The 17,425-nt window shown below is 69.1% G+C and carries 15 protein-coding genes and 1 tRNA gene; 9 read left to right on the top strand and 7 right to left on the bottom strand.

Annotated features, from left to right (window positions below; translation table 11 throughout):
• Positions 1–45 precede the first annotated feature (45 nt).
• Positions 46–1,248: a M20 aminoacylase family protein gene (locus tag ACTPOE_RS09715; RefSeq protein WP_458872011.1), complete on the bottom strand. Its 1,203-nt coding sequence runs from the start codon at positions 1,246–1,248 to the stop codon at positions 46–48.
• Positions 1,245–2,084: an inositol monophosphatase family protein gene (locus ACTPOE_RS09710; protein ID WP_458872010.1), complete on the bottom strand. Its 840-nt coding sequence runs from the start codon at positions 2,082–2,084 to the stop codon at positions 1,245–1,247. Before ACTPOE_RS09710 ends, ACTPOE_RS09715 begins: the two co-directional genes overlap by 4 nt.
• Positions 2,085–2,240: 156 nt before the next feature.
• Here ACTPOE_RS09710 and mnmC point away from each other — a divergent pair, with 156 nt between their 5' ends.
• Both mnmC and ACTPOE_RS09700 read left to right on the top strand, forming a co-directional pair.
• Positions 2,241–4,100: an FAD-dependent 5-carboxymethylaminomethyl-2-thiouridine(34) oxidoreductase MnmC gene (mnmC, locus tag ACTPOE_RS09705; RefSeq protein WP_458872009.1), complete on the top strand. Its 1,860-nt coding sequence runs from the start codon at positions 2,241–2,243 to the stop codon at positions 4,098–4,100.
• 320 nt (positions 4,101–4,420) lie between these two features.
• Positions 4,421–6,499 (top strand): glycoside hydrolase family 31 protein, encoded by a 2,079-nt coding sequence (locus ACTPOE_RS09700; protein WP_458872803.1) that lies wholly within the window; start codon positions 4,421–4,423, stop codon positions 6,497–6,499.
• Here ACTPOE_RS09700 and ACTPOE_RS09695 read toward each other — a convergent pair.
• Positions 6,456–7,262, bottom strand: a complete 807-nt coding sequence (locus ACTPOE_RS09695; protein WP_458872008.1) for a metallophosphoesterase — start codon at positions 7,260–7,262, stop codon at positions 6,456–6,458. The two genes, ACTPOE_RS09700 and ACTPOE_RS09695, sit on opposite strands and share 44 nt — an antisense overlap.
• A gap of 69 nt (positions 7,263–7,331) precedes the next feature.
• Here ACTPOE_RS09695 and ACTPOE_RS09690 point away from each other — a divergent pair.
• Positions 7,332–7,407 (top strand) — tRNA-Lys (locus ACTPOE_RS09690).
• 212 nt (positions 7,408–7,619) lie between these two features.
• On the opposite strand, the gene ACTPOE_RS09685 is transcribed toward ACTPOE_RS09690, so the two are convergent.
• Positions 7,620–9,161: a bifunctional aminoglycoside phosphotransferase/ATP-binding protein gene (locus ACTPOE_RS09685; protein WP_458872007.1), complete on the bottom strand. Its 1,542-nt coding sequence runs from the start codon at positions 9,159–9,161 to the stop codon at positions 7,620–7,622.
• A 179-nt stretch (positions 9,162–9,340) separates the two neighbouring features.
• Here ACTPOE_RS09685 and ACTPOE_RS09680 point away from each other — a divergent pair, with 179 nt between their 5' ends.
• The 6 genes from ACTPOE_RS09680 to glnQ all read left to right on the top strand — a co-directional run bounded on the left by ACTPOE_RS09680 (position 9,341) and on the right by glnQ (position 14,558).
• Positions 9,341–10,354 carry a methionine ABC transporter ATP-binding protein gene (locus tag ACTPOE_RS09680; protein ID WP_458872006.1) on the top strand — a complete coding sequence of 338 codons (1,014 nt, stop codon included), beginning with the start codon at positions 9,341–9,343 and terminating at the stop codon, positions 10,352–10,354.
• Entirely contained in the window at positions 10,351–11,007 is a 657-nt protein-coding gene (locus ACTPOE_RS09675; protein WP_458872004.1) for a methionine ABC transporter permease, read from the top strand. Before ACTPOE_RS09680 ends, ACTPOE_RS09675 begins: the two co-directional genes overlap by 4 nt.
• A gap of 23 nt (positions 11,008–11,030) precedes the next feature.
• Positions 11,031–11,816: a MetQ/NlpA family ABC transporter substrate-binding protein gene (locus ACTPOE_RS09670; RefSeq protein ID WP_458872003.1), complete on the top strand. Its 786-nt coding sequence runs from the start codon at positions 11,031–11,033 to the stop codon at positions 11,814–11,816.
• A 315-nt stretch (positions 11,817–12,131) separates the two neighbouring features.
• A complete protein-coding gene (glnH, locus tag ACTPOE_RS09665; protein WP_458872802.1) occupies positions 12,132–12,887 on the top strand; it encodes a glutamine ABC transporter substrate-binding protein GlnH in 756 nt (251 codons plus the stop codon).
• Between the two features lie 106 nt (positions 12,888–12,993).
• A complete protein-coding gene (locus tag ACTPOE_RS09660) occupies positions 12,994–13,833 on the top strand; it encodes an ABC transporter permease subunit (RefSeq protein WP_458872002.1) in 840 nt (279 codons plus the stop codon).
• The gene (glnQ, locus tag ACTPOE_RS09655) at positions 13,830–14,558 is read left to right on the top strand and encodes a glutamine ABC transporter ATP-binding protein GlnQ (RefSeq protein ID WP_458872001.1); all 729 of its coding nucleotides are present in this window, start codon (positions 13,830–13,832) and stop codon (positions 14,556–14,558) included. The genes ACTPOE_RS09660 and glnQ overlap by 4 nt, the downstream gene beginning before the upstream one ends.
• Before the next feature lie 138 nt (positions 14,559–14,696).
• On the opposite strand, the gene ACTPOE_RS09650 is transcribed toward glnQ, so the two are convergent.
• The 3 genes from ACTPOE_RS09650 to ACTPOE_RS09640 form a co-directional block, all read right to left on the bottom strand.
• Positions 14,697–15,419, bottom strand: coding sequence for a hypothetical protein (locus ACTPOE_RS09650; protein WP_458872000.1), 723 nt, complete (start codon positions 15,417–15,419; stop codon positions 14,697–14,699).
• A gap of 139 nt (positions 15,420–15,558) precedes the next feature.
• Positions 15,559–16,341, bottom strand: a complete 783-nt coding sequence (locus ACTPOE_RS09645) for a nucleotidyltransferase family protein (RefSeq protein ID WP_458871999.1) — start codon at positions 16,339–16,341, stop codon at positions 15,559–15,561.
• The gene (locus tag ACTPOE_RS09640) at positions 16,341–17,390 is read right to left on the bottom strand and encodes an aminoglycoside phosphotransferase family protein (protein WP_458871998.1); all 1,050 of its coding nucleotides are present in this window, start codon (positions 17,388–17,390) and stop codon (positions 16,341–16,343) included. The genes ACTPOE_RS09645 and ACTPOE_RS09640 overlap by 1 nt, the downstream gene beginning before the upstream one ends.
• Positions 17,391–17,425 lie beyond the last annotated feature (35 nt).

The raw sequence follows: 17,425 nt of genomic DNA, 5'->3' as shown, positions 1-17,425 counted from the left end.
CGGCGTGCCGGCCGCGCGGCGATGGCGCGCGTGGCCGGGAACGCCTCAGGCGGCGGAATCGAGGAAACGCCGGGCCAGCAGCACCCAGTAGGCGGCCCCCAGCGGGATGATGGCGTCGTTGAAGTCGTAGCTGCCGTTGTGCAGGGTGCAGGGCCCCAGGCCGTGGCCCGCCGTCCGGTGGTCGCCCGTGCCATTGCCGATCCAGACATAGCAGCCGGGGCGGGCCTGCAGCATGAAGGCGAAGTCCTCCGCTCCCATGGACGGCCGTACCTGGGCGTGGACCCGGTCGGCGCCGACCAGTTCGGTCAGGACCTGGGCGCAGAGAGCGGCCTGTTCGGGGTGGTTGACGGTGGCCGGGTATTCGCGGTGGAAGCGGAAGTCCGCCTCGCAGCGCAGCGCCTGGGCGAGCGGACCGGCCAGGTCATGCATGCGGGTCTCGATCAGGTCCAGCGTGTCCTGCGACAGCGTGCGCACCGTACCGCGCATCATGGCCTGGTCGGGGATGACGTTGTCGGCCGAGCCGGCATGGATCTGGGTCACGCTGATGACACCGGATTCCAGCGGGTCCAGGTCGCGGGTCAGGACGGTCTGGAAAGCCAGGGTGAGCTGGGCGGCCGCGACCACCGGGTCCACGCCCAGGTGGGGCATGGCGCCGTGGGCGCCGCGGCCCCGCAGCGTGATCTCGAAGGTGCTGCTGGACGCCATGATGGGGCCGTCGGTCAGGCCGAACGTGCCGGCGGGCAGGCCGGGCCAGTTGTGCATGCCGAACACCGCGTCCATGGGGAACTGTTCGAACAGGCCGTCCTCGATCATGCGGCGGGCGCCGCCCCCGGCCTCTTCGGCGGGCTGGAAGATCACGTGCACGGTGCCGTCGAAGTCGCGGTGCCCGGACAGGTAGCGGGCGGCGGCCAGCAGCATGGCGGTATGGCCGTCATGGCCGCAGGCATGCATGGCGCCAGGGTTGCGGCTGGCATGCGGGAAGGTGTTGGCTTCCGGCATGGGCAGGGCGTCCATGTCGGCCCGCAGGCCTACGGACCGGCCCGGTCCGCGCCCGGCGATGCGGCCGACCACGCCGGTCTCGCCCAGGCCGCGATGGATCTCTACGCCCCAGGATTCCAGCAGGCGCGCCACGGTGTCGGCCGTGCGGACTTCCTGGAAGGCGAGTTCGGGCCAGGCGTGGATGGCGCGGCGGATATCGGTCAGGTCGGGCAGCCAGCCGCCCAGAGTGTCGAGGAGCTGTCGTGTCATGCGCGTCGATTGATCAGGCCGTCCAGCGTGGCGGCAATGTGCGGATTGGCGGCATAGACATAGCCGCCCTCGGGCCAGGGTTCCTGGTGGCGGATGTCCTCGCAGACCCCGCCCGCCGCGCGGACCAGCGCCGCGCCGGCGGCCACGTCCCAGGGCGCCAGGCCCATTTCCCAGTAGCCATCGTAGCGCCCGCAGGCCGTCCAGGCCAGGTCCAGGGCCGCCGAGCCCTGGCGGCGGATTCCCCGGGTGGCGTGGATGGCGTCGCGCAGGGTCGGCATGTAGCGGGATTCAAAGGAAAAGTCGCGGAAGGGAAAGCCTGTGGCCAGGACCGCCTGGTCCAGCGTCGGTGTGGAGGAGCACTGGATGCGGCGGCCATTGAGCCAGGCGCCCAGGCCGTGCAGCGAGGAGAACAGCTCTTCCCGGTTCGGGTCGTAGACCACGCCGATCAGCGGCGTGTCCTGGGGCAGTGGGCCGCGTCCGTCCGGGCGGCAGCCCGCATGACCGATCAGGGCGATCGAGACGGCGTAGTGGGGAATGCCGCTGATGAAGTTGGTGGTGCCGTCCAGCGGGTCGATGCACCAGGTCGCCTGGTCGCCCGGCTGGCCGCCGGATTCTTCGGCGATGATGCCGATTTCCGGGGTGCGGGCGCGCAGGATGTCGATGATGGCCTGTTCGGCGTCGCGGTCGGCCTGAGACACCAGGTCATTGCGCATCTTGTGGTCGACCACGAGGTCCGCGCGGTGGAGGGCGTGGGTTTGTAGAATGGCGGCTGCGGCGTGCGCCGCCGTGACGGCGGCATCCAGGCAATCTGCCGACAGGAAGTGCGAACTGGACATGACGCGCTGATTCCCGTGATGCGCCCGCGAGGCCGCCAGCCGGCCCGCGTGGCGTGTTCGTCCCATTGTACGTGACCACCGGACGGGCGTCTCCGGCGCTTTGTCCGGCGGGTCTGTGGATGGGCCGGACAGAAGAACACTCGAACAGGGCATTCAATGTCGGACAAGCATGAAATCCTGAAGCCCGCCTCGTGGCGCGAGGACGCGCGGGGCGTGCCGTGCAGCCTGGAATATGGCGATGTCTACCACGGCGACGCCGGGGCGCTGACACAGGCGCGGCACGTCTTCCTGAAAGGCAACGGCCTGCCGGGGCGCTGGCGCGGGCGGACGGCGTTCACGATCGCCGAGACCGGCTTCGGCCTGGGACACAATTTCCTGGCCGCCTGGCGGGCCTGGCTGGATGATCCCGGGCGCGGCGGCCGGCTGCATTACCTGGCGTTCGAGGCGCATCCCTTTGCCGTGGAGGATCTGCTGAGGGCCTGGCGCCGGCTGCCGGACGACTACCAGCCGCTGGCCCGCGAACTGGCCGGGCGCTGGCCCGACCTGCTGCCGGGCGTCCATCGTCTGGAACTGCAGGACGGGCGGGTCGTCCTGACGCTGCTGTTCGGCGACATCCGCCGCCTGGCGTGCCAGGCGCAAGCGCGCGTCGACGCTTTTTTCCTGGACGGCTTCGCGCCCCGGGTCAATCCCGACATGTGGTCTCTCGCCGTCTTCGGCCAGTTGCGGCGCCTGGCGGTGGCCGGCGCCACGGCCGCCACCTGGTGCGCGGCCGGGCAGGTGCGGCGCGACTTGCGCGATGCCGGGTTCCTGGTCGACAAGGTCCCCGGCATCGCCGGCAAGCGCGACATGACGGTGGCCGTCCTGCGCCCCGGCCTGGGCACCGCGCCGTCCGGACCTGCGCGGTGCCGGGTGGCGGTGGTGGGCGGCGGCCTGGCCGGCGCCGGGGTGGCTCAGGCCCTGGCGGCGCGGGGCCACGAGGTCGAGGTCTGGGATCCGCAGTGCGCCCTGGATGTCGATCCGTCCCTGCGCCGTCGGGGTGCGGCCGCTCTTGTACCCGCGCTCAGCCCGGACGACGACACGCGCTCGCGCCTGAGCCGCGTCGGCCTGGCCCGGGCGCGCGCTCGCTGGCTGGGGCTGGACGAGGAGGCGAGGCCGCAGGCCTGCGGCGCGCTGGTCTGCGCGCAGTCGGAGGCGCAGGCTGGTCTGCAGCGCCGGGCGCTGGTGCGACTGGGCTTTCCTGAAGACTGGGTGCGCTGGCTCGATCCCTCGCAGGCGGCTCGGCGGGCCGGGGTGGGGGTGCCCTGGGGCGGCCTCTGGTTTCCCGACGCCTTGCGGGTGTGCCCCGGCGAGCTGATCGCCGCCCTGCTGTGCCTGCCAGGGGTGGCGCGCCGGGCTGCCACCGTCGGGGCACTGGCCCCGGCCGATGAGGGCGGCTGGTCGCTGCGGGACGCCGAAGACCGGGAACTGGGACGGGCGGAGCAGGTCGTGCTGGCCAATGCGCTGCATGCGCGCACGCTGCTGGCCGGGGTGATTCCGGTCGAGCGTCTGCCGGTCCTTTCGGGCCTCGCGCCTGTCGCCGGCCAGGTCAGTCTGTATCCGGCGGGGGCGTCCGGCGTGCCGCGCTGCGTCCTGTCGGGCCGCGGCTATTGCCTGCCGCCCCGGGACGGCTGGGGCGTGGCCGGCAGTACCTATCGGCCCGATGCGGACGAGGCCGTCGCGGACGAGGCCGGCCACCAGGACATCCTGGCGCGTGTGCGGGGCTGGGTCGAGGCGCGGGACGTTCCCTGGCTGGGGAGCGGGCCCGCCGTCGGGTGGGCGGGCTGGCGGGCCGCCACGCGCGACCATCTGCCTCTGATCGGCGCGGTGCCTGATCGGCCGGGCCTGTGGCTGGCGTGCGCGTATGGATCGCGCGGCCTGAACTGGTCCGCCCTGGCGGGGGATCTGATCGGCGCCTGGATGGATGGCGAGCCCGTGCCCGCCGAGCGCGAACTGGTCCGGCGCATCGGCCCGCGCTGACCACGTGTCCAAGCGCAAGCCTCGCCCGTCAGGGCGAGGCCAAGCGGGGCCTTGTTCCGGATGGTATCGAAGGCGCCCCCGCCCGGTGGCGAAGGAACTCCGGCCTCGGGGCTGGAGCCTCCTCATCCCGGGATTTTATTTTATGGCGCAAATCCGTCAGAATAACGTCTTTTGCAAGACTCATGCGGGTAGAGTGCCCAGAGGATCACGCTGTGTCGCCCACCATCGAATTGGCGGACCAAGTTTTCGAGACCGGCCCGGTCGTTACGACGCCCTCCTGCGTCGAATGGGCGCTTCATGCCGATGAATGGCGTCTCCGGATCGAAGCCCACGCACCCGGCGTGTTCCGGCTGCGTTGCGGGCCGCGCGCCTGGCTGGAACCCGGCAAGCCGACGCCGCGCGCGCAGCGCCAGGCCGACATGCTGTTGGCCCGTCAGGAGCCCGTCGGGGAAATGGAATGCCGGGCGCTGGCATCGGGCGGCTGGCGCCTGACCCAGGGCGAGGCCGGTCTGGAGATCGGCGGCCCTGATTCGGGCCTGCGGCTCTTCCGGAGCGGCCAGTGCGTGGCCCGCGCCCGGTTGCCGATCCGGCCCTCCGGCGACGGCGATGAGGGCTTCTGGCCGCTCGTCTGGGCACTGGAGCCGGACGAAGGACTGTACGGCCTGGGCGAATCCCTGAACGAGCTGGATCGCCGGGGCGTCCGTCTGGTGTCCGATGCGCCGGCGGACCGCTGCCTGCCGCTCGCCTGGAGTCCGCGCGGCTGGGGCGCGCACCTGAATACGCTGGGCCGGGTGGAACACGATCTGCGGGCCGATGGCGTCTATGCCGTCCAGGCGCGGGGCGCCGGCCTGGACCTGTTCCTGTTCGTCGGGGACCCGTCCGAAATCCTCAATCAGTACACGGCGCTCACCGGCCGCGCCGGCCAGCCCAATCTCTGGCCCATGGGAGTCTGGCTGGACCAGGCGCCGGGGCAGTCGGCCGAATTCAGCCTGCAGCAAGTCCGCAGCCTGCGCGGCCAGGGCATGGCGCTCGATGCGCTGGCGCTGGCCGAACCGGCCATCCTGGGCTTCCAGGCCGACAAACCGGTCTTCGAATGGTCCGATCGCGTTCCCGACTGGCGGGGCCTGGTGGCGGCGGCGTCCGCGCTCGACATCCATCTGGCGGGCTCTTGCATCCCCGGCGTCCTGCATGGCACGCCGTTGTTCGAGGAATGGGCCGACCGGGGCTGGCTGCTGTGCGATGCCGAAGGCGATCCCTGGGTCTGTCCCGGCACGCCGGCGTCCGACGGACGGCCGTTCGGGCTGCTGGACCTGACGCACCGGGACACGGCCCGCTTGTGGGCCGAGCGCCATCAGCAGGCCGTGGAAGACGGCCTGGGCGCGCCGGTCTGCCAGGCGCAGTTCGACCTGCCCGACGGAGTCGAGGCCCGGGGCGGGGAAACCGGCGCGGTGCTGCGCACGGCCTATCCCCACCTGGCGCGCCGTGCCCTGTTCGACGCCGTCGCCGGTCCGCGCACCCCCCAGGAAGGCGTCATGCCCAGCCGTGACCTGTTCCCGGGGGTGCAACGCTTTGCCTGGCAGCAGGGCCCCTCCGTGGACAATGACTGGAAGGGCTACGCCGCGACGCTGCGGGCGGCCCTGTCGGTCGGCAACAGCGGCGTGGCGGTGCAGACCCACCGCCTGGGCGATGCCGGGTGCCCGGCCGGCGCCATGACGCCCGAGCTGTATCTGCGCTGGCTGGCGATGGGTGTGTTTTCCGCCAATTTCAGCTTCCAGGGGCTGCCGGCGCTGATGCCGGACGCTTTCGACGCCGACACGCGCGCCCTGATCGCGCACTGGCTGCAATGGCGCTACCGCCTGCTTCCCTACGTGGCCGGCATCATCGACGATGCCGTGCGCACCGGACTGCCGGTGCAGCGGTCGATGGCCCAGGCCTATCCCGCCGACCCCGACGCGCACGCCTGGGATACGCAGTACCTGCTGGGTCCGGCGCTGCTGGTGGCTCCCGTGATGCGGCCCGGCGGGGTGACCGAGGTCTATCTGCCCAGGGGCGACGCCTGGTGGGATCTGGGCACGGGCTGGCGCTACGAAGGCGGCACCCGCTGGACGGTGCGTCCGGGTCTGGACACGCTGCCGGTCTTCGGCCGCGAGGGCCACATGTTGTGTCTGGGGCCGACGGCCCGGCACACCGGGGAAATCAATTCGGCCCGGATCCTGGAAGAAGTCTGGATGTTCGGCATGCCGGAATACAATCCGGTGGTCATGCGCAACAAGATCCGCGTCATGCAGATGCAGGGTTCCAGCTACATCAAGGGCCTGGAAGGCCTGCGCATCCTGCCTTCCGAAGGACTGGAGGTCAAGCGCCGCGGAGCCGAGGTGCGGATTTCCCGGGCACGGTGATACACAGGCCCGGATCGAAGTCCGGGTTCTCGTTTACCCCGTCGCGGCAGTAGCCGCGCGGGTTGCAGATGACGCGGGCGCCGTATACCGCGTAGTCGAAGCTGTCGTGCGTGTGGCCGTGGATCCAGAGATCGGCCCGGCCCAGCAGGCTGGCGCATTCGGACACGAAACCCGCACTGATCAGGGATTCGGCGAAGCGCGGATGCACGCTGCGTATGTTGGGCGCATGATGGGTGATCACCACCGTCGGCCCCGGATAGGGCGTGTCCAGCTGGGCGTCCAGCCAGTCATACTGTTCGCGGAACAGCGCGGCGGCATCCCGGGGTGCGAAGCGCGAGCCGTCGCCATTGCCAATGACCTGGAAGTCGCGCATGAATTCGGCGGTGCGCTCCATGGCCAGGTCGCGCAGTTCGGCCCCGAACAGTTCGAAATCCGTCCACAGGGTGGCGCCCAGGAAGCGCACGCCGCCGATCACCACGGCCTGCTGGTCCAGCAACTGGATGCCGTGGGCCTGCGCCTGATCGGCCAGTTCCGCGCGCACGGCGGGGACGATGCCGCCGTAGAACTCATGGTTGCCCGGCACGTACAGTACGGGGCGGGGGATCCGGCCGGCCCAATCCATGGCCGGCCGGGGCCGGGCGATGTCGCCGGCGAGGATGGTGACGTCCGCCTCGACGTCGGGCAGTTCCAGGCCCTGCTGGCTGAGATGCAGGTCGGACAGGATGTGCAGCCTCAGGGGCGGGCGGTCGGTCGGGTCGGACATGGGGCGGTCTCTCGTAATCTCCGGGCGCTTGACGCCATATTGGTACGATGTCAAAATGAAAGGCTTCGTGGGTCGTTAGCTCAGTCGGTAGAGCACCGGACTTTTAATCCGTTGGTCGCGCGTTCGAGCCGCGCACGACCCACCAGAATTCTTCATGCGCATCGGACGCTGGCGCCTCCCTTCCGGGGAGGCGTTGCGTTTTCCGGGCATGGCCGGGGGCCGGGGGCCGGCCGCGTCCGCCGATGCGTATCGTGTCAAGCGCGATGGTGCCATTGTGCGATCGGAGCCGCGGGGCCGTGAATACGTATTTCCGCGCATTGGCCCGTGGATGTGCGAGCCCTTCGCAGCCGGATCGGATCAGTGCCCGGCGCCGAGGGCGATACCCGGCACCGACAGTACCGCGGCTTGTGTTTCCCCGGCGTCCTTTCCGGCTTGGACCGTGAGCCAGCCCCGGGGGCGGGTATGTCGCCGGACCTGGGCGAGCACCACGTCCGCGGTGGCGTCGGAAGGATCGTTCCTGCGCCCGCGCACGCGCGCGATCAGCGTGCCGGGATCCGCCTCCAGCCAGATTCCCTGGAAGGGCACGCCGGCTCCGGCGGCGCAGCGCTCGATGTCCCGGCGCTCTTCCTGTCGGGAAAACACGGCGTCGGCGATGCATGCGTGGCCCAGGGCGAGTGTGCGGGCCGCCTCGGACACAAGGGCGGCATAGACGCGATCGGACGATTCCCGCGTGTAGCTGTCGGGTGGCAGGGACGTTTCGGCCGGCACGCCCGCGATGCGCTTGCGGATGCGGTCGCTGGACAGGATCCGGGCGCCCGGAGCGGCGCCGACGCGGTGCGCGATGGCCGCGGCCACGGTGGATTTCCCCGACCCGCTCAGGCCGCCGATGGCCACCAGCCGAGCCGGGACCGGCCGCAGCAGCGCCATGGCCAGGTCCAGGTATGCGCGGGCCTGCGGGACGATGTCCTGCCGCGCCGCACCCGGCATCGCCGCCTGGGTGGACAGGACCTGAGCCCGGATCGAGGCGCGCAGCGCCATGAAGAAGGGCAGCAGCGGCAGGCCGCCGGCGTCGCCGCTTTCGTCCATGTAGCGGTTCATCGCCCAGTTCGCCTCGGCACGCAGGCCGGCCTGCCACAGGTCCATGAGCAGGAAAGCCAGGTCGTAGAGGATGTCGATCGTGGCGATCGACTCGTTGAATTCGATGCAGTCGAACAGGGTGGGCTGGCCGTCCAGGAGGCAGAGGTTGCGCAGGTGCAGGTCGCCGTGGCAGCGGCGGACCTTGCCGGCGCGCGCCCGTTCGTCGAGCAGCGGCGCGTGCCGGGCCCAGGCCGCGCGCAGTGCGGCGCGCAACGTGTCCACGGCTTCGGCGCCGAACGCGGGGGCCATGTCCGGACATTGTTCGTTGAGTTCGAGCACGTCGAAGATGCGCCGCGCGCCGTCCTCGCCGGGCATGCATTCCGCCCGGGCGTGGAAGGCGGCGATGGCGCGGGCCAGGGCGGTCAGCAGCGGGTGGTCCAGGCGGCCCGCCTGCGCCAGCCGGGTGAACAGGGCATCCTCGGCGAAACGCCTCATTTCGACCACGGCGTCCACCAGTTCGCCCTGGCCGTCGAACGCCAGCACGCCATCGGCTGCGCGGGTGATGCGCCGCGCGCCCAGGTACAGCGTCGGGGCCGTGCGCCGGTTGAGCGCCACTTCCTGGCGGCAGGCGTCCAGGCGCAGCCCGGGAGTGGAAAAATCCAGATAGGGCAGCCGGATCGCGCGTTTGAGCTTGTAGACCCGGTCGCGGCCCAGCAGCAGGATGGAAATGTGCGTCTGGACGGTCTCGGGTGCCTCGGTGCCTGAGGCGCGCAGGCGTTCGGCCAGGAAGGCCAGGACTTCGGACAGCTCGTCTCGTGGCATGCGGCCCCTCTGGAACGGGATGCGGTGGAGATGTCGAGGATTCTAGCCCACCGCCAGGCCGGCGATCGCTTTCATAATTACAAGTAATATGTTATCGGCGTAATGGCCCAAATCGACATGGTAAATTCCTGTTTCGCCTTCCGCTGATCCGGGAGGCACCTTTTCATTGACCACGCATCTTGATCGATCTCGAGAACATCCGCAAGACATACGAATCCGCCGGCCGGGCGGTAAACGCCCTCGTCGGCGTCAACCTGAACATCCGCGAGGGCGAAGTCTTCGGCATCATCGGGCGTTCGGGCGCTGGCAAGAGCACCCTGATCCGCATGCTCAACCTGCTGGAGCGCCCCACCGAGGGCAGCGTGAGAGTGGACGGGCGCGACATCACGGCGTTTTCCGACACGCAACTGCGTGAATACCGGCGCTCGGTGGGCATGGTGTTCCAGCACTTCAACCTGCTGCGCTCGCGCACGGTGATGGACAACGTGTGTTTCCCGCTGCGCCTGTCGGGCATGCCGCGGGCCGATCGCGAGGCCCGCGCCCGCGAAGTCTTGAACCTGGTCGGCCTGTCCGATCAGGCGCACAAATACCCGGGGCAGCTGTCCGGCGGCCAGCAGCAGCGCGTGGGCATCGCCCGCGCGCTCGCCAGCAAGCCGCGCCTGCTGCTGTGCGACGAGGCGACCTCGGCGCTGGATCCGGAAACCACCCAGTCCATCCTGCGGCTGCTGGGCGACATCAATCAGCGCCTGGGACTGACCATCGTGCTGATCACGCACGGCATGGACGTGATCCGGGCGGTCTGCGACCGGGTGGCGGTGATCGAGGGCGGCCGCATCGTCGAGTCCGGCCAGGTGCTGGAGGTCTTCCTGCATCCGCGGCACGACGCGACGCGCGCGCTGCTGTCCGAAAGTGGCCTGGACGGGGGCGAGGGCTGGCGGACTCTGGCGCAGGGCGTGTCGGGCCGCCTGCTGCGCCTGAGCTTCCGGGGCGACAGCACGGCCACTCCGTTGCTCAGCCGCCTGAGCCGCGACCTGGGCCTGGACCTGAGCATCCTGCAGGGTTCCGTGGGGCGGATCAAGGATACGCCCTACGGCCAGCTGGTCGTGGCGGCCGAGGGGACCGGGGCCGGCCTGGATGCGCTCGCTCCCGCGCTGGACGCGGCGGGCGTCGATTACGAGGTGTTGCGGCCATGATGGCGAACGTGGACTGGTGGATGATCGGCGAAGCCACGATCGACACTCTGCTGATGACGGGTTTTTCCCTGCTGTTCACCGTGCTGATCGGCTTGCCGGTGGGCGTGCTGCTGTTCCTGTCCAGCCCGGGGCAGGCCATGGACAATCGCGCCGTCTACCAGACGGTCGCCTTCACCGTGAACGTGCTGCGCTCGGTGCCGTTCCTGATCCTGCTGATCGTGATGATCCCGTTTTCCCGGCTGGTGGTCGGGACGGCGCTGGGGGTCCAGGGCTCGATCCCGCCGCTGGTAGCCAGCGCGGCGCCGTTCTTCGCACGGCTGGTGGAGAACGTGCTGCGCGAACTGGATCCGGGCGTCGGCGAGGCCTGCCGCGCCATGGGAGCGACGTCCCGCCAGACGGTGCTGTGGGCGTTGTTGCCGGAGGCGACCACCGGCATTCTCGCGGCTGTCGTGGTCACGGCCATCACCCTGGTCGGCTATTCCGCCATGTCCGGCGTGATTGGCGGCGGCGGGCTGGGCGACCTGGCGGTGCGCTACGGCTATCAGCGCTACCAGGGAGACGTCATGGCGGTCACGGTCGTGATCCTGGTGCTCATGGTTCAGGTTTTTCAGGTGTCTGGCGACCGCTGGGTGGCCAGGCTCAACAGACGGTAATTTCCAGATTGAGGAGATCTTTCATGTTCAAGAAATTCGCGCCGGTCCTGGCGCTGGCAGTGCCCCTGGCCTTCGCCGTTCCGGCTCAGGCGGCCAAACTGTCCGTGGCGGCCACCCCCGTGCCGCACGCCGAGCTGCTGGAATTCGTCAAGCCCGACCTGGCCAAGGAAGGCGTGGACCTGGATATCAAGGTGTTCACCGACTACGTCCAGCCGAACCTGCAGGTCTCCGACAAGCAGATCGACGCCAACTTCTTTCAGCACCAGCCCTACCTGGATTCCTTCAACAAGGAACACGACACGAAGCTGGTGCCGGTGGGTCTGGTCCACGTCGAGCCCTTCGGCGCTTACTCGCAGAAGATCAAGGACATCAAGGATCTGAAGGACGGCGCCCAGGTCGCCATCCCGAACGATCCCTCGAACGGCGCCCGAGCCCTGCTGCTGTTGCAGAAGCAGGGTCTGATCAAGCTCAAGGACCCGTCCAACATCCTGGCGACCGCCCGCGACGTGTCGGAAAACCCCAGGCACCTGAAGTTCCGCGAACTGGAGGCCGCCACGCTGCCGCGTGTGCTGCCCGACGTGGACGTGGCCCTGATCAACACCAACTACGCGCTGGAAGCCGGCCTGAATCCGGTGAAGGACGCCCTGTTCATCGAGGACAAGGATTCCCCCTACGCCAATCTGGTGGTGACCCGCGCCGACCGCAAGGACGATCCCGCGATCCGCAAGCTGGTCGACGCATTGCACACTCCCAAGGTCCGCGACTACATCCTGGAACACTACAAGGGCGCCATCGTCCCCGCGTTCTGAGGCGGTTCGCCCGCTCTCCGCGCGGCGGGGAGGAAAAATCCCCGGGATCGCTTAGGGAACCTTTGAACAAGTCCTCGCGATAGCAAGGGCTATCGCTGCGGTCCGCGCCTTGCGTCCAGCCCGAAGCCGCAGCGCCCGCTTACCGCTCGACTTGTTCAGAGGTTCCTTAGGGGATTTCCCGAAAAAAGCGGCCTGTGCCCGGGATTTCCGCCGTCCGGACCCCGAGAATTCCGGGCATTTCAGTTAACATGGCGAAGATGCGGCGAGTCCGGATCGGCCGCGGCAGACGAATCCCACAAGGAGACCCCACACATGATGTTGTCCAAGACCCTCAAGGCCGCCCTGGCCGGGCTGGCCCTTACCCTGGCCCTGCCGATGGCCCAGGCTTCCGCCAAGGACCTGATCGTCGCGACCGACACGGCCTTCGTGCCCTTTGAATTCAAGCAGAACGGCAAGTACACCGGCTTCGACATCCAGCTATGGGAAGCCATTGCCAAGCAGGCCGGCCTGAAATACCGCCTGCAGCCGATGGATTTCAACGGCATCATCCCGGGCCTGCAGACGCGCAACGTGGACGCGGCCCTGGCCGGCATCACCATCCGGGAGGACCGCGCCAAGGTCATCGATTTCTCCGAGCCCTACTACGAGTCCGGCCTGGCCATCCTGGTCGCCAGCGACAGCCCCATTCAGAGCGCGAAGGACCTGGAAGGCAAGACGGTGGCCGTGAAGATCGGCACCGCCACGGTGGACTACATGAAGGCCAACGTGCCCTCGGCCAAGCTCAAGCTCTTCCCGAACATCGACAATGCCTTCCTGGAACTGGCCACGGGCCGCGTGGACGCCGTGGTGCACGACACGCCCAACGTCCAGTACTACGCCAAGACCGCCGGCAACGGCAAGGTCAAGGTCGTGGGCTCCCTCAAGAGCGGAGACTTCTACGGCATCGCCTTCCCCAAGGGCAGCGAGCTGGTGCCCGTCGTCAACAAGGCCTTGTCCGAGCTGAAGTCCAACGGCACCTACGACAAGCTGTATGAAACCTGGTTCGGCAAGAAAGCCAGCACCGTGAATTGAACGCGGGTGATCGATCCGACGGCGGCGGCCGGATGCATGCGTCCGGCCGCCGTTGCCGTTTTTCATGTGTCCGCCGCGCGGATGCCGATCTTCATGGAGAAAGACCGTGACTTTTGAATGGTCCGCCATCTGGGCCGCCTGGCCCGACCTGATGGCTGGTTCGTGGATGACGATCCAGATCACCCTGTTGGGTCTGATCGGCGGTACGATCATCGGCGCCCTGTCCGGGGTCGTGGTGACGTATGTGCCGGTGCCCGTGACGCGCCGCACCCTGGCCTGGGGTGTCGTGGTTCTGGCGGCCGCCGTGGTCCTGCTGCGGCTGGCGTCCTGGTTGGATAACGGTCCGCTGGCCGGCGTACCCGACGGGGCCTGGTGGGCCCTGCGGCTGGCGGTGCTCGCCTTGCTTGCCTGGCGCTTCCTGTCCTGGATTCCGCTGGTGCTGTCCTTCCTGGCCCAAGTCTACATTCTGGTGATCCGGGGCACGCCGATCGTGGTCCAGGTGATGTTCATCTATTTCGCGCTGCCGCTGCTGGTGAGCCTGCGCATCGACGGCTTCACGGCCGCGACCGTGACGCTGATGATCAATTCGGGCGCCTATATCGCCGAGATCGTGCGCGCCGGCCTGCAGTCGGTGCCCAAGGGCCTGTACGAGGCCGGCCAGGCCATGGGCCTGCCGTTCCACAAGATCCTGGCCCGCATCATCGGTCCGGTGGCGCTGCGGCGCATGATCCCGACCATGGGCAACCAGTGCATCATCAGCCTCAAGGACTCGTCCCTGTTCATCGTGATCGGGGTGGCCGAGCTGACCCGCCAGGGCCAGGAAATCATCGCCGGCAACTTTCGCGCCGTGGAAATCTGGGGCGCGGTGGCGGTGATCTACCTGATCATGACGGGCTGCATCGCGCTGGCGCTGAAATTCATCGAACACAGGACGCGCATCGTATGAGCATCGTCGAATTCAAGAACGTCACCAAGCGCTTCGGCGACAATGTCGTGCTCGATGGCATCGACCTGAGCATCGACGCGGGCGAGGTCGTAGTCGTGGTCGGGCCCTCCGGGTCGGGCAAGTCCACGTTTCTGCGCTGCATCAACGTGCTGGAGACCATCCAGGGCGGGGACATCATCGTCAACGGTCACAGCGTCCTGGGGCCGCCGGCCCAGGTGCGCGAACTGCGCCGCGAAGCCGGCATGGTGTTCCAGCAGTTCAATCTGTTCCCCCAGCTGACAGCGCTGGAGAACGTCATGTTCGGCCCCATCCACACCCGGGGAGCGCCCCGTGCCCAGGCCCGCGAGCAGGCGCTGGAACTGCTGTCCAAGGTGGGGCTGGCCGAGCGTGCGGGCCATTATCCTGGCCAGTTGTCAGGCGGCCAGCAGCAGCGCGTGGCGATCGCCCGCGCACTGGCCATCAAGCCGCTGCTGATGCTGTTCGACGAGCCGACCTCGGCTCTGGACCCGGAATTGCGGCACGAGGTCCTGAAGGTGATGCAGGACGTGGCCGAGGAGGGCATGACCATGATCGTGGTCACCCATGAAATGGAATTCGCCCGCAAAGTCGGCAGCCGGTTGATCTTCATGGACGGCGGCAAGATCGCCGAGGACGGCGACCCCGCGACCCTGCTCAGACAGCCGCCCAGCCAGCGTCTGAAGGATTTCCTGCAGCACGTGGCCTGACTCCGGCGCCCGGGCTCGCCATACTGCGTTGCCGATCCACCTCGCCGCTTGCAAGCGGCCCGGATTCGTCAGACACAGGGCGGTCCTCAGGGGACTGCCCTGTGCCCGGCCTCATCCCAGGCATCCGGCGCATCCGTTTCAGCGCCCGGCGGTGACGCGGAAGGTGCGCGTGGCGATGACCTTGTCGGATCCTTCGGGCATGATCTGGATGGTGACCTGGCGCGGGCGGAAGGCCTTGTTCGGCAGTTCGGCCCGGCCGTCGACGACGATGTAGCGGCCCATGTCCAGGGACTGCTCGGCGAGCTCGACGTAGGCCGTGTTGCCGTTGGGATAGGCGCCCTGGGCGATCAGCTTGATCCGGCCGCGCAGCGTGGGGGCTTCGGACTGACCCTCCGGCAGATCCTGGATCAGCAGGATGCGGTAGTCCACGCCGCCGTCGCGCGCGACCATGTCGGCGCCGCGGATCCCAGGCGAGGTGCCGCGCGGATCGGGAGGGATGGCCTGGATCAGGCTGGCGACGCCGGCCTCCATGTCGGTGGCCTGCTTGCGCAGCCGTTCGGCTCGGGCCGTCTGTTCCTGCTGGTCTTGCCGCGCCTGTTTGATCTGGGTCTGGAGCTTTTCAGATTCGACGGACAGGCGCTGGTTTTCCAGGTTTGCCGTGTTCAGGTCCGTGCGCAGCTGTTCGGATTGTTCGACCGTGAGGCGCTGAGGGCCGTAGCTGCGCTGCAGGAACAGCACGCCGCCGGCCCCCAGGATCACGCCGGTGATCAGCAGCAGCAGCCAGCGAGGGATCCCGCGGCTGCGCCGGGTGTAGCCATAGGGCGTGGGCTTGAAGGTGGGGCGTTTGGGGCCGAGCGACATGACGAAATTCCTGGATTGCTTGAAGCTTGCATGATGCGCCGCGCTGTACGCGGGCGCGGGTGCGAAACCAATTAGAATAAACGGTTTTGCGGCATCACTGGGATCGCACCTACATCCGGTTGCGATTTGACGGATGTGGTCAGTGCGAACGGGCTCCGGAATCCGGACCGGACGCGCGCCCGGCGAGTTCGGCGTCCAGCGCCGCCAGGCGCGCGGGCGTGCCGACGTCGATCCATTTCCCCGCGTGCCGTTCGCCGTCCACGGCGCGCGCCGCCATGGCCTGGCGCAGCAGCGGCGCAAGCGGCGCGGGCCGGTCCGGATCGGTGCCGGCGAACAGGGCCGGGCGGTACAGGCCGATGCCGGCGAAGGTCAGCGCGGAGTCCGGGGCGCGCGGCGTCGCTCCGGGCGGCGTATCCCCGCGCCCGCCCGCGCCGTCGGAGCCGACGTCCGGGCGCGGTGCGACGAGTCCGTCGGCATGCAGTATGAAATCGCCTTCGGGGTGATGGTCGGGATTGTCCACCAGGACCAGGTGTGCCAGGCGGTCCGCCGGCCAGGCGGCCGCGAGCCGGACCGCCCGTGCCGGGTCCCAGTCGCACCAGACATCGCCGTTCATGACCAGGAAGGGCTGGCCCTGGAAGAAGGGCAGGGCGTGCGCGATGCCCCCCGCCGTTTCCAGGGCGGGGGATTCGGCGGAGTAGCGCAGCCGCACGCCGTATGCCCGGCCATCGCCCAGCGCGGCCTCGATGCGTTCGCCCAGCCAGGCGTGGTTCACCAGGATGTCGGCGATCCCGGCCCGGGCCAGGCGTTCCAGGTGCCAGGCAATCAGAGGCCGGCCGCCCGCCGGCAGCAGGGGCTTGGGGCAGGCGTCCGTCAGCGGACGCATGCGTTCGCCGCGCCCGGCGGCCAGGATCATGGCGCGCATCAGAAGGAATACCCGTCGGCATGCGGCACTCGTTCGGCCTGATCCAGCAGGCGCAGCAGCGGGCGGAAGACGGCATAGCGTCCCGCGACCTGGCGCACGTAAGCCTGCACGCGCGGCATGTGGTCCAGGTAGTGGTGCTTGCCGTCGCGGTGCGACAGGCGGGCGAAGACGCCCAGGATGCGCAGGTTGCGCTGCAGTCCCATCCATTCGTAGTCGATGTGGAACCGGGCGAAGTCGTCCGGGACGGGCAGTTCCGCGGCCCGGGCGTATTCCCAGTAGCGGATGGCCCAGTCGAGCTGGCGGGCCTCGTCCCAGGTGGTGCGGGCGTCCATGGCCAGCGAAGCGATGTCGTAGCTGATCGGGCCATCCAGGGCGTCCTGGAAGTCGATGATGCCGGGCGCGGCGTCCGGTCCGTCCGGACCGAGCATCAGGTTGGGCGAGTGGAAGTCCCGGTGCACGAGGACCCGCGGCTGTGCCGCCGCCCGCCGCGCCAGCAGGCTGAAGATGTCCGCCAGCGCCGCCTCGGCGGCGGCATCGGGCGTGTGGCCCAGGTGGGTGCGCAGGTACCATTGCGGAAAGACGGCCAGCTCTTCGAGCAGGCGGGCCTCGTCGTAGGGCGGCAGGCCATCGGCCGGGCAGCGTTGCAGCGCGACCAGGGCGCGCAGGGCGCCCCGATAGTGCCGCTGCAGGGCGGCCTCGTCCCGGTCCAGGCCGTCGCGCAGCGCTTCGTAGAAGGTGCGGTCCCCCAGGTCGGAGAGCAGCAGGAAGCCCTGGTCGAGATCCTGGGCCAGGATGTCGGGGACGCGCAGCCCGCCCCGGGCCAGCAGGCCCGCGATGCGGACGAAGGGCGCGCAGTCTTCGTGGGGCGGCGGGGCGTCCATGGCGATCAGGGTGCCGTCCGCGGCCCGCAGGCGGAAATAGCGGCGGAAGCTGGCGTCGCCGGAGACGGGGGCGAGGCTGTCCTGGACCAGGCCCAGCCGGTCGGCGTGCCGGTCCAGCCAATGGCGCAGGGCGTCCAGGCGGGGGTCCGGGGTGGAGGTAGGGATCATGCGCGGGATTCGGCGAGAGCTCTGAGAAAGGAAAG

This window comes from Castellaniella sp. WN, assembly GCF_054457555.1.
The sequence above is the reverse complement of the archived record's forward strand: the minus strand, read 5'-3'. Positions and strand labels throughout refer to the sequence as shown.

Coding starts and splice junctions, on each gene's coding strand:
- mnmC (WP_458872009.1), top strand. CDS start 2,241: ATGTCGGACAAGCATGAAATCCTGAAGCCCGCCTCGTGGCGCGAGGAC.
- glnH (WP_458872802.1), top strand. CDS start 12,132: ATGTTGTCCAAGACCCTCAAGGCCGCCCTGGCCGGGCTGGCCCTTACC.
- ACTPOE_RS09675 (WP_458872004.1), top strand. CDS start 10,351: ATGATGGCGAACGTGGACTGGTGGATGATCGGCGAAGCCACGATCGAC.
- ACTPOE_RS09710 (WP_458872010.1), bottom strand. CDS start 2,084: ATGTCCAGTTCGCACTTCCTGTCGGCAGATTGCCTGGATGCCGCCGTC.
- ACTPOE_RS09670 (WP_458872003.1), top strand. CDS start 11,031: ATGTTCAAGAAATTCGCGCCGGTCCTGGCGCTGGCAGTGCCCCTGGCC.
- ACTPOE_RS09695 (WP_458872008.1), bottom strand. CDS start 7,262: ATGTCCGACCCGACCGACCGCCCGCCCCTGAGGCTGCACATCCTGTCC.
- ACTPOE_RS09685 (WP_458872007.1), bottom strand. CDS start 9,161: ATGCCACGAGACGAGCTGTCCGAAGTCCTGGCCTTCCTGGCCGAACGC.
- glnQ (WP_458872001.1), top strand. CDS start 13,830: ATGAGCATCGTCGAATTCAAGAACGTCACCAAGCGCTTCGGCGACAAT.
- ACTPOE_RS09715 (WP_458872011.1), bottom strand. CDS start 1,248: ATGACACGACAGCTCCTCGACACTCTGGGCGGCTGGCTGCCCGACCTG.
- ACTPOE_RS09650 (WP_458872000.1), bottom strand. CDS start 15,419: ATGTCGCTCGGCCCCAAACGCCCCACCTTCAAGCCCACGCCCTATGGC.
- ACTPOE_RS09645 (WP_458871999.1), bottom strand. CDS start 16,341: ATGCGCGCCATGATCCTGGCCGCCGGGCGCGGCGAACGCATGCGTCCG.
- ACTPOE_RS09640 (WP_458871998.1), bottom strand. CDS start 17,390: ATGATCCCTACCTCCACCCCGGACCCCCGCCTGGACGCCCTGCGCCAT.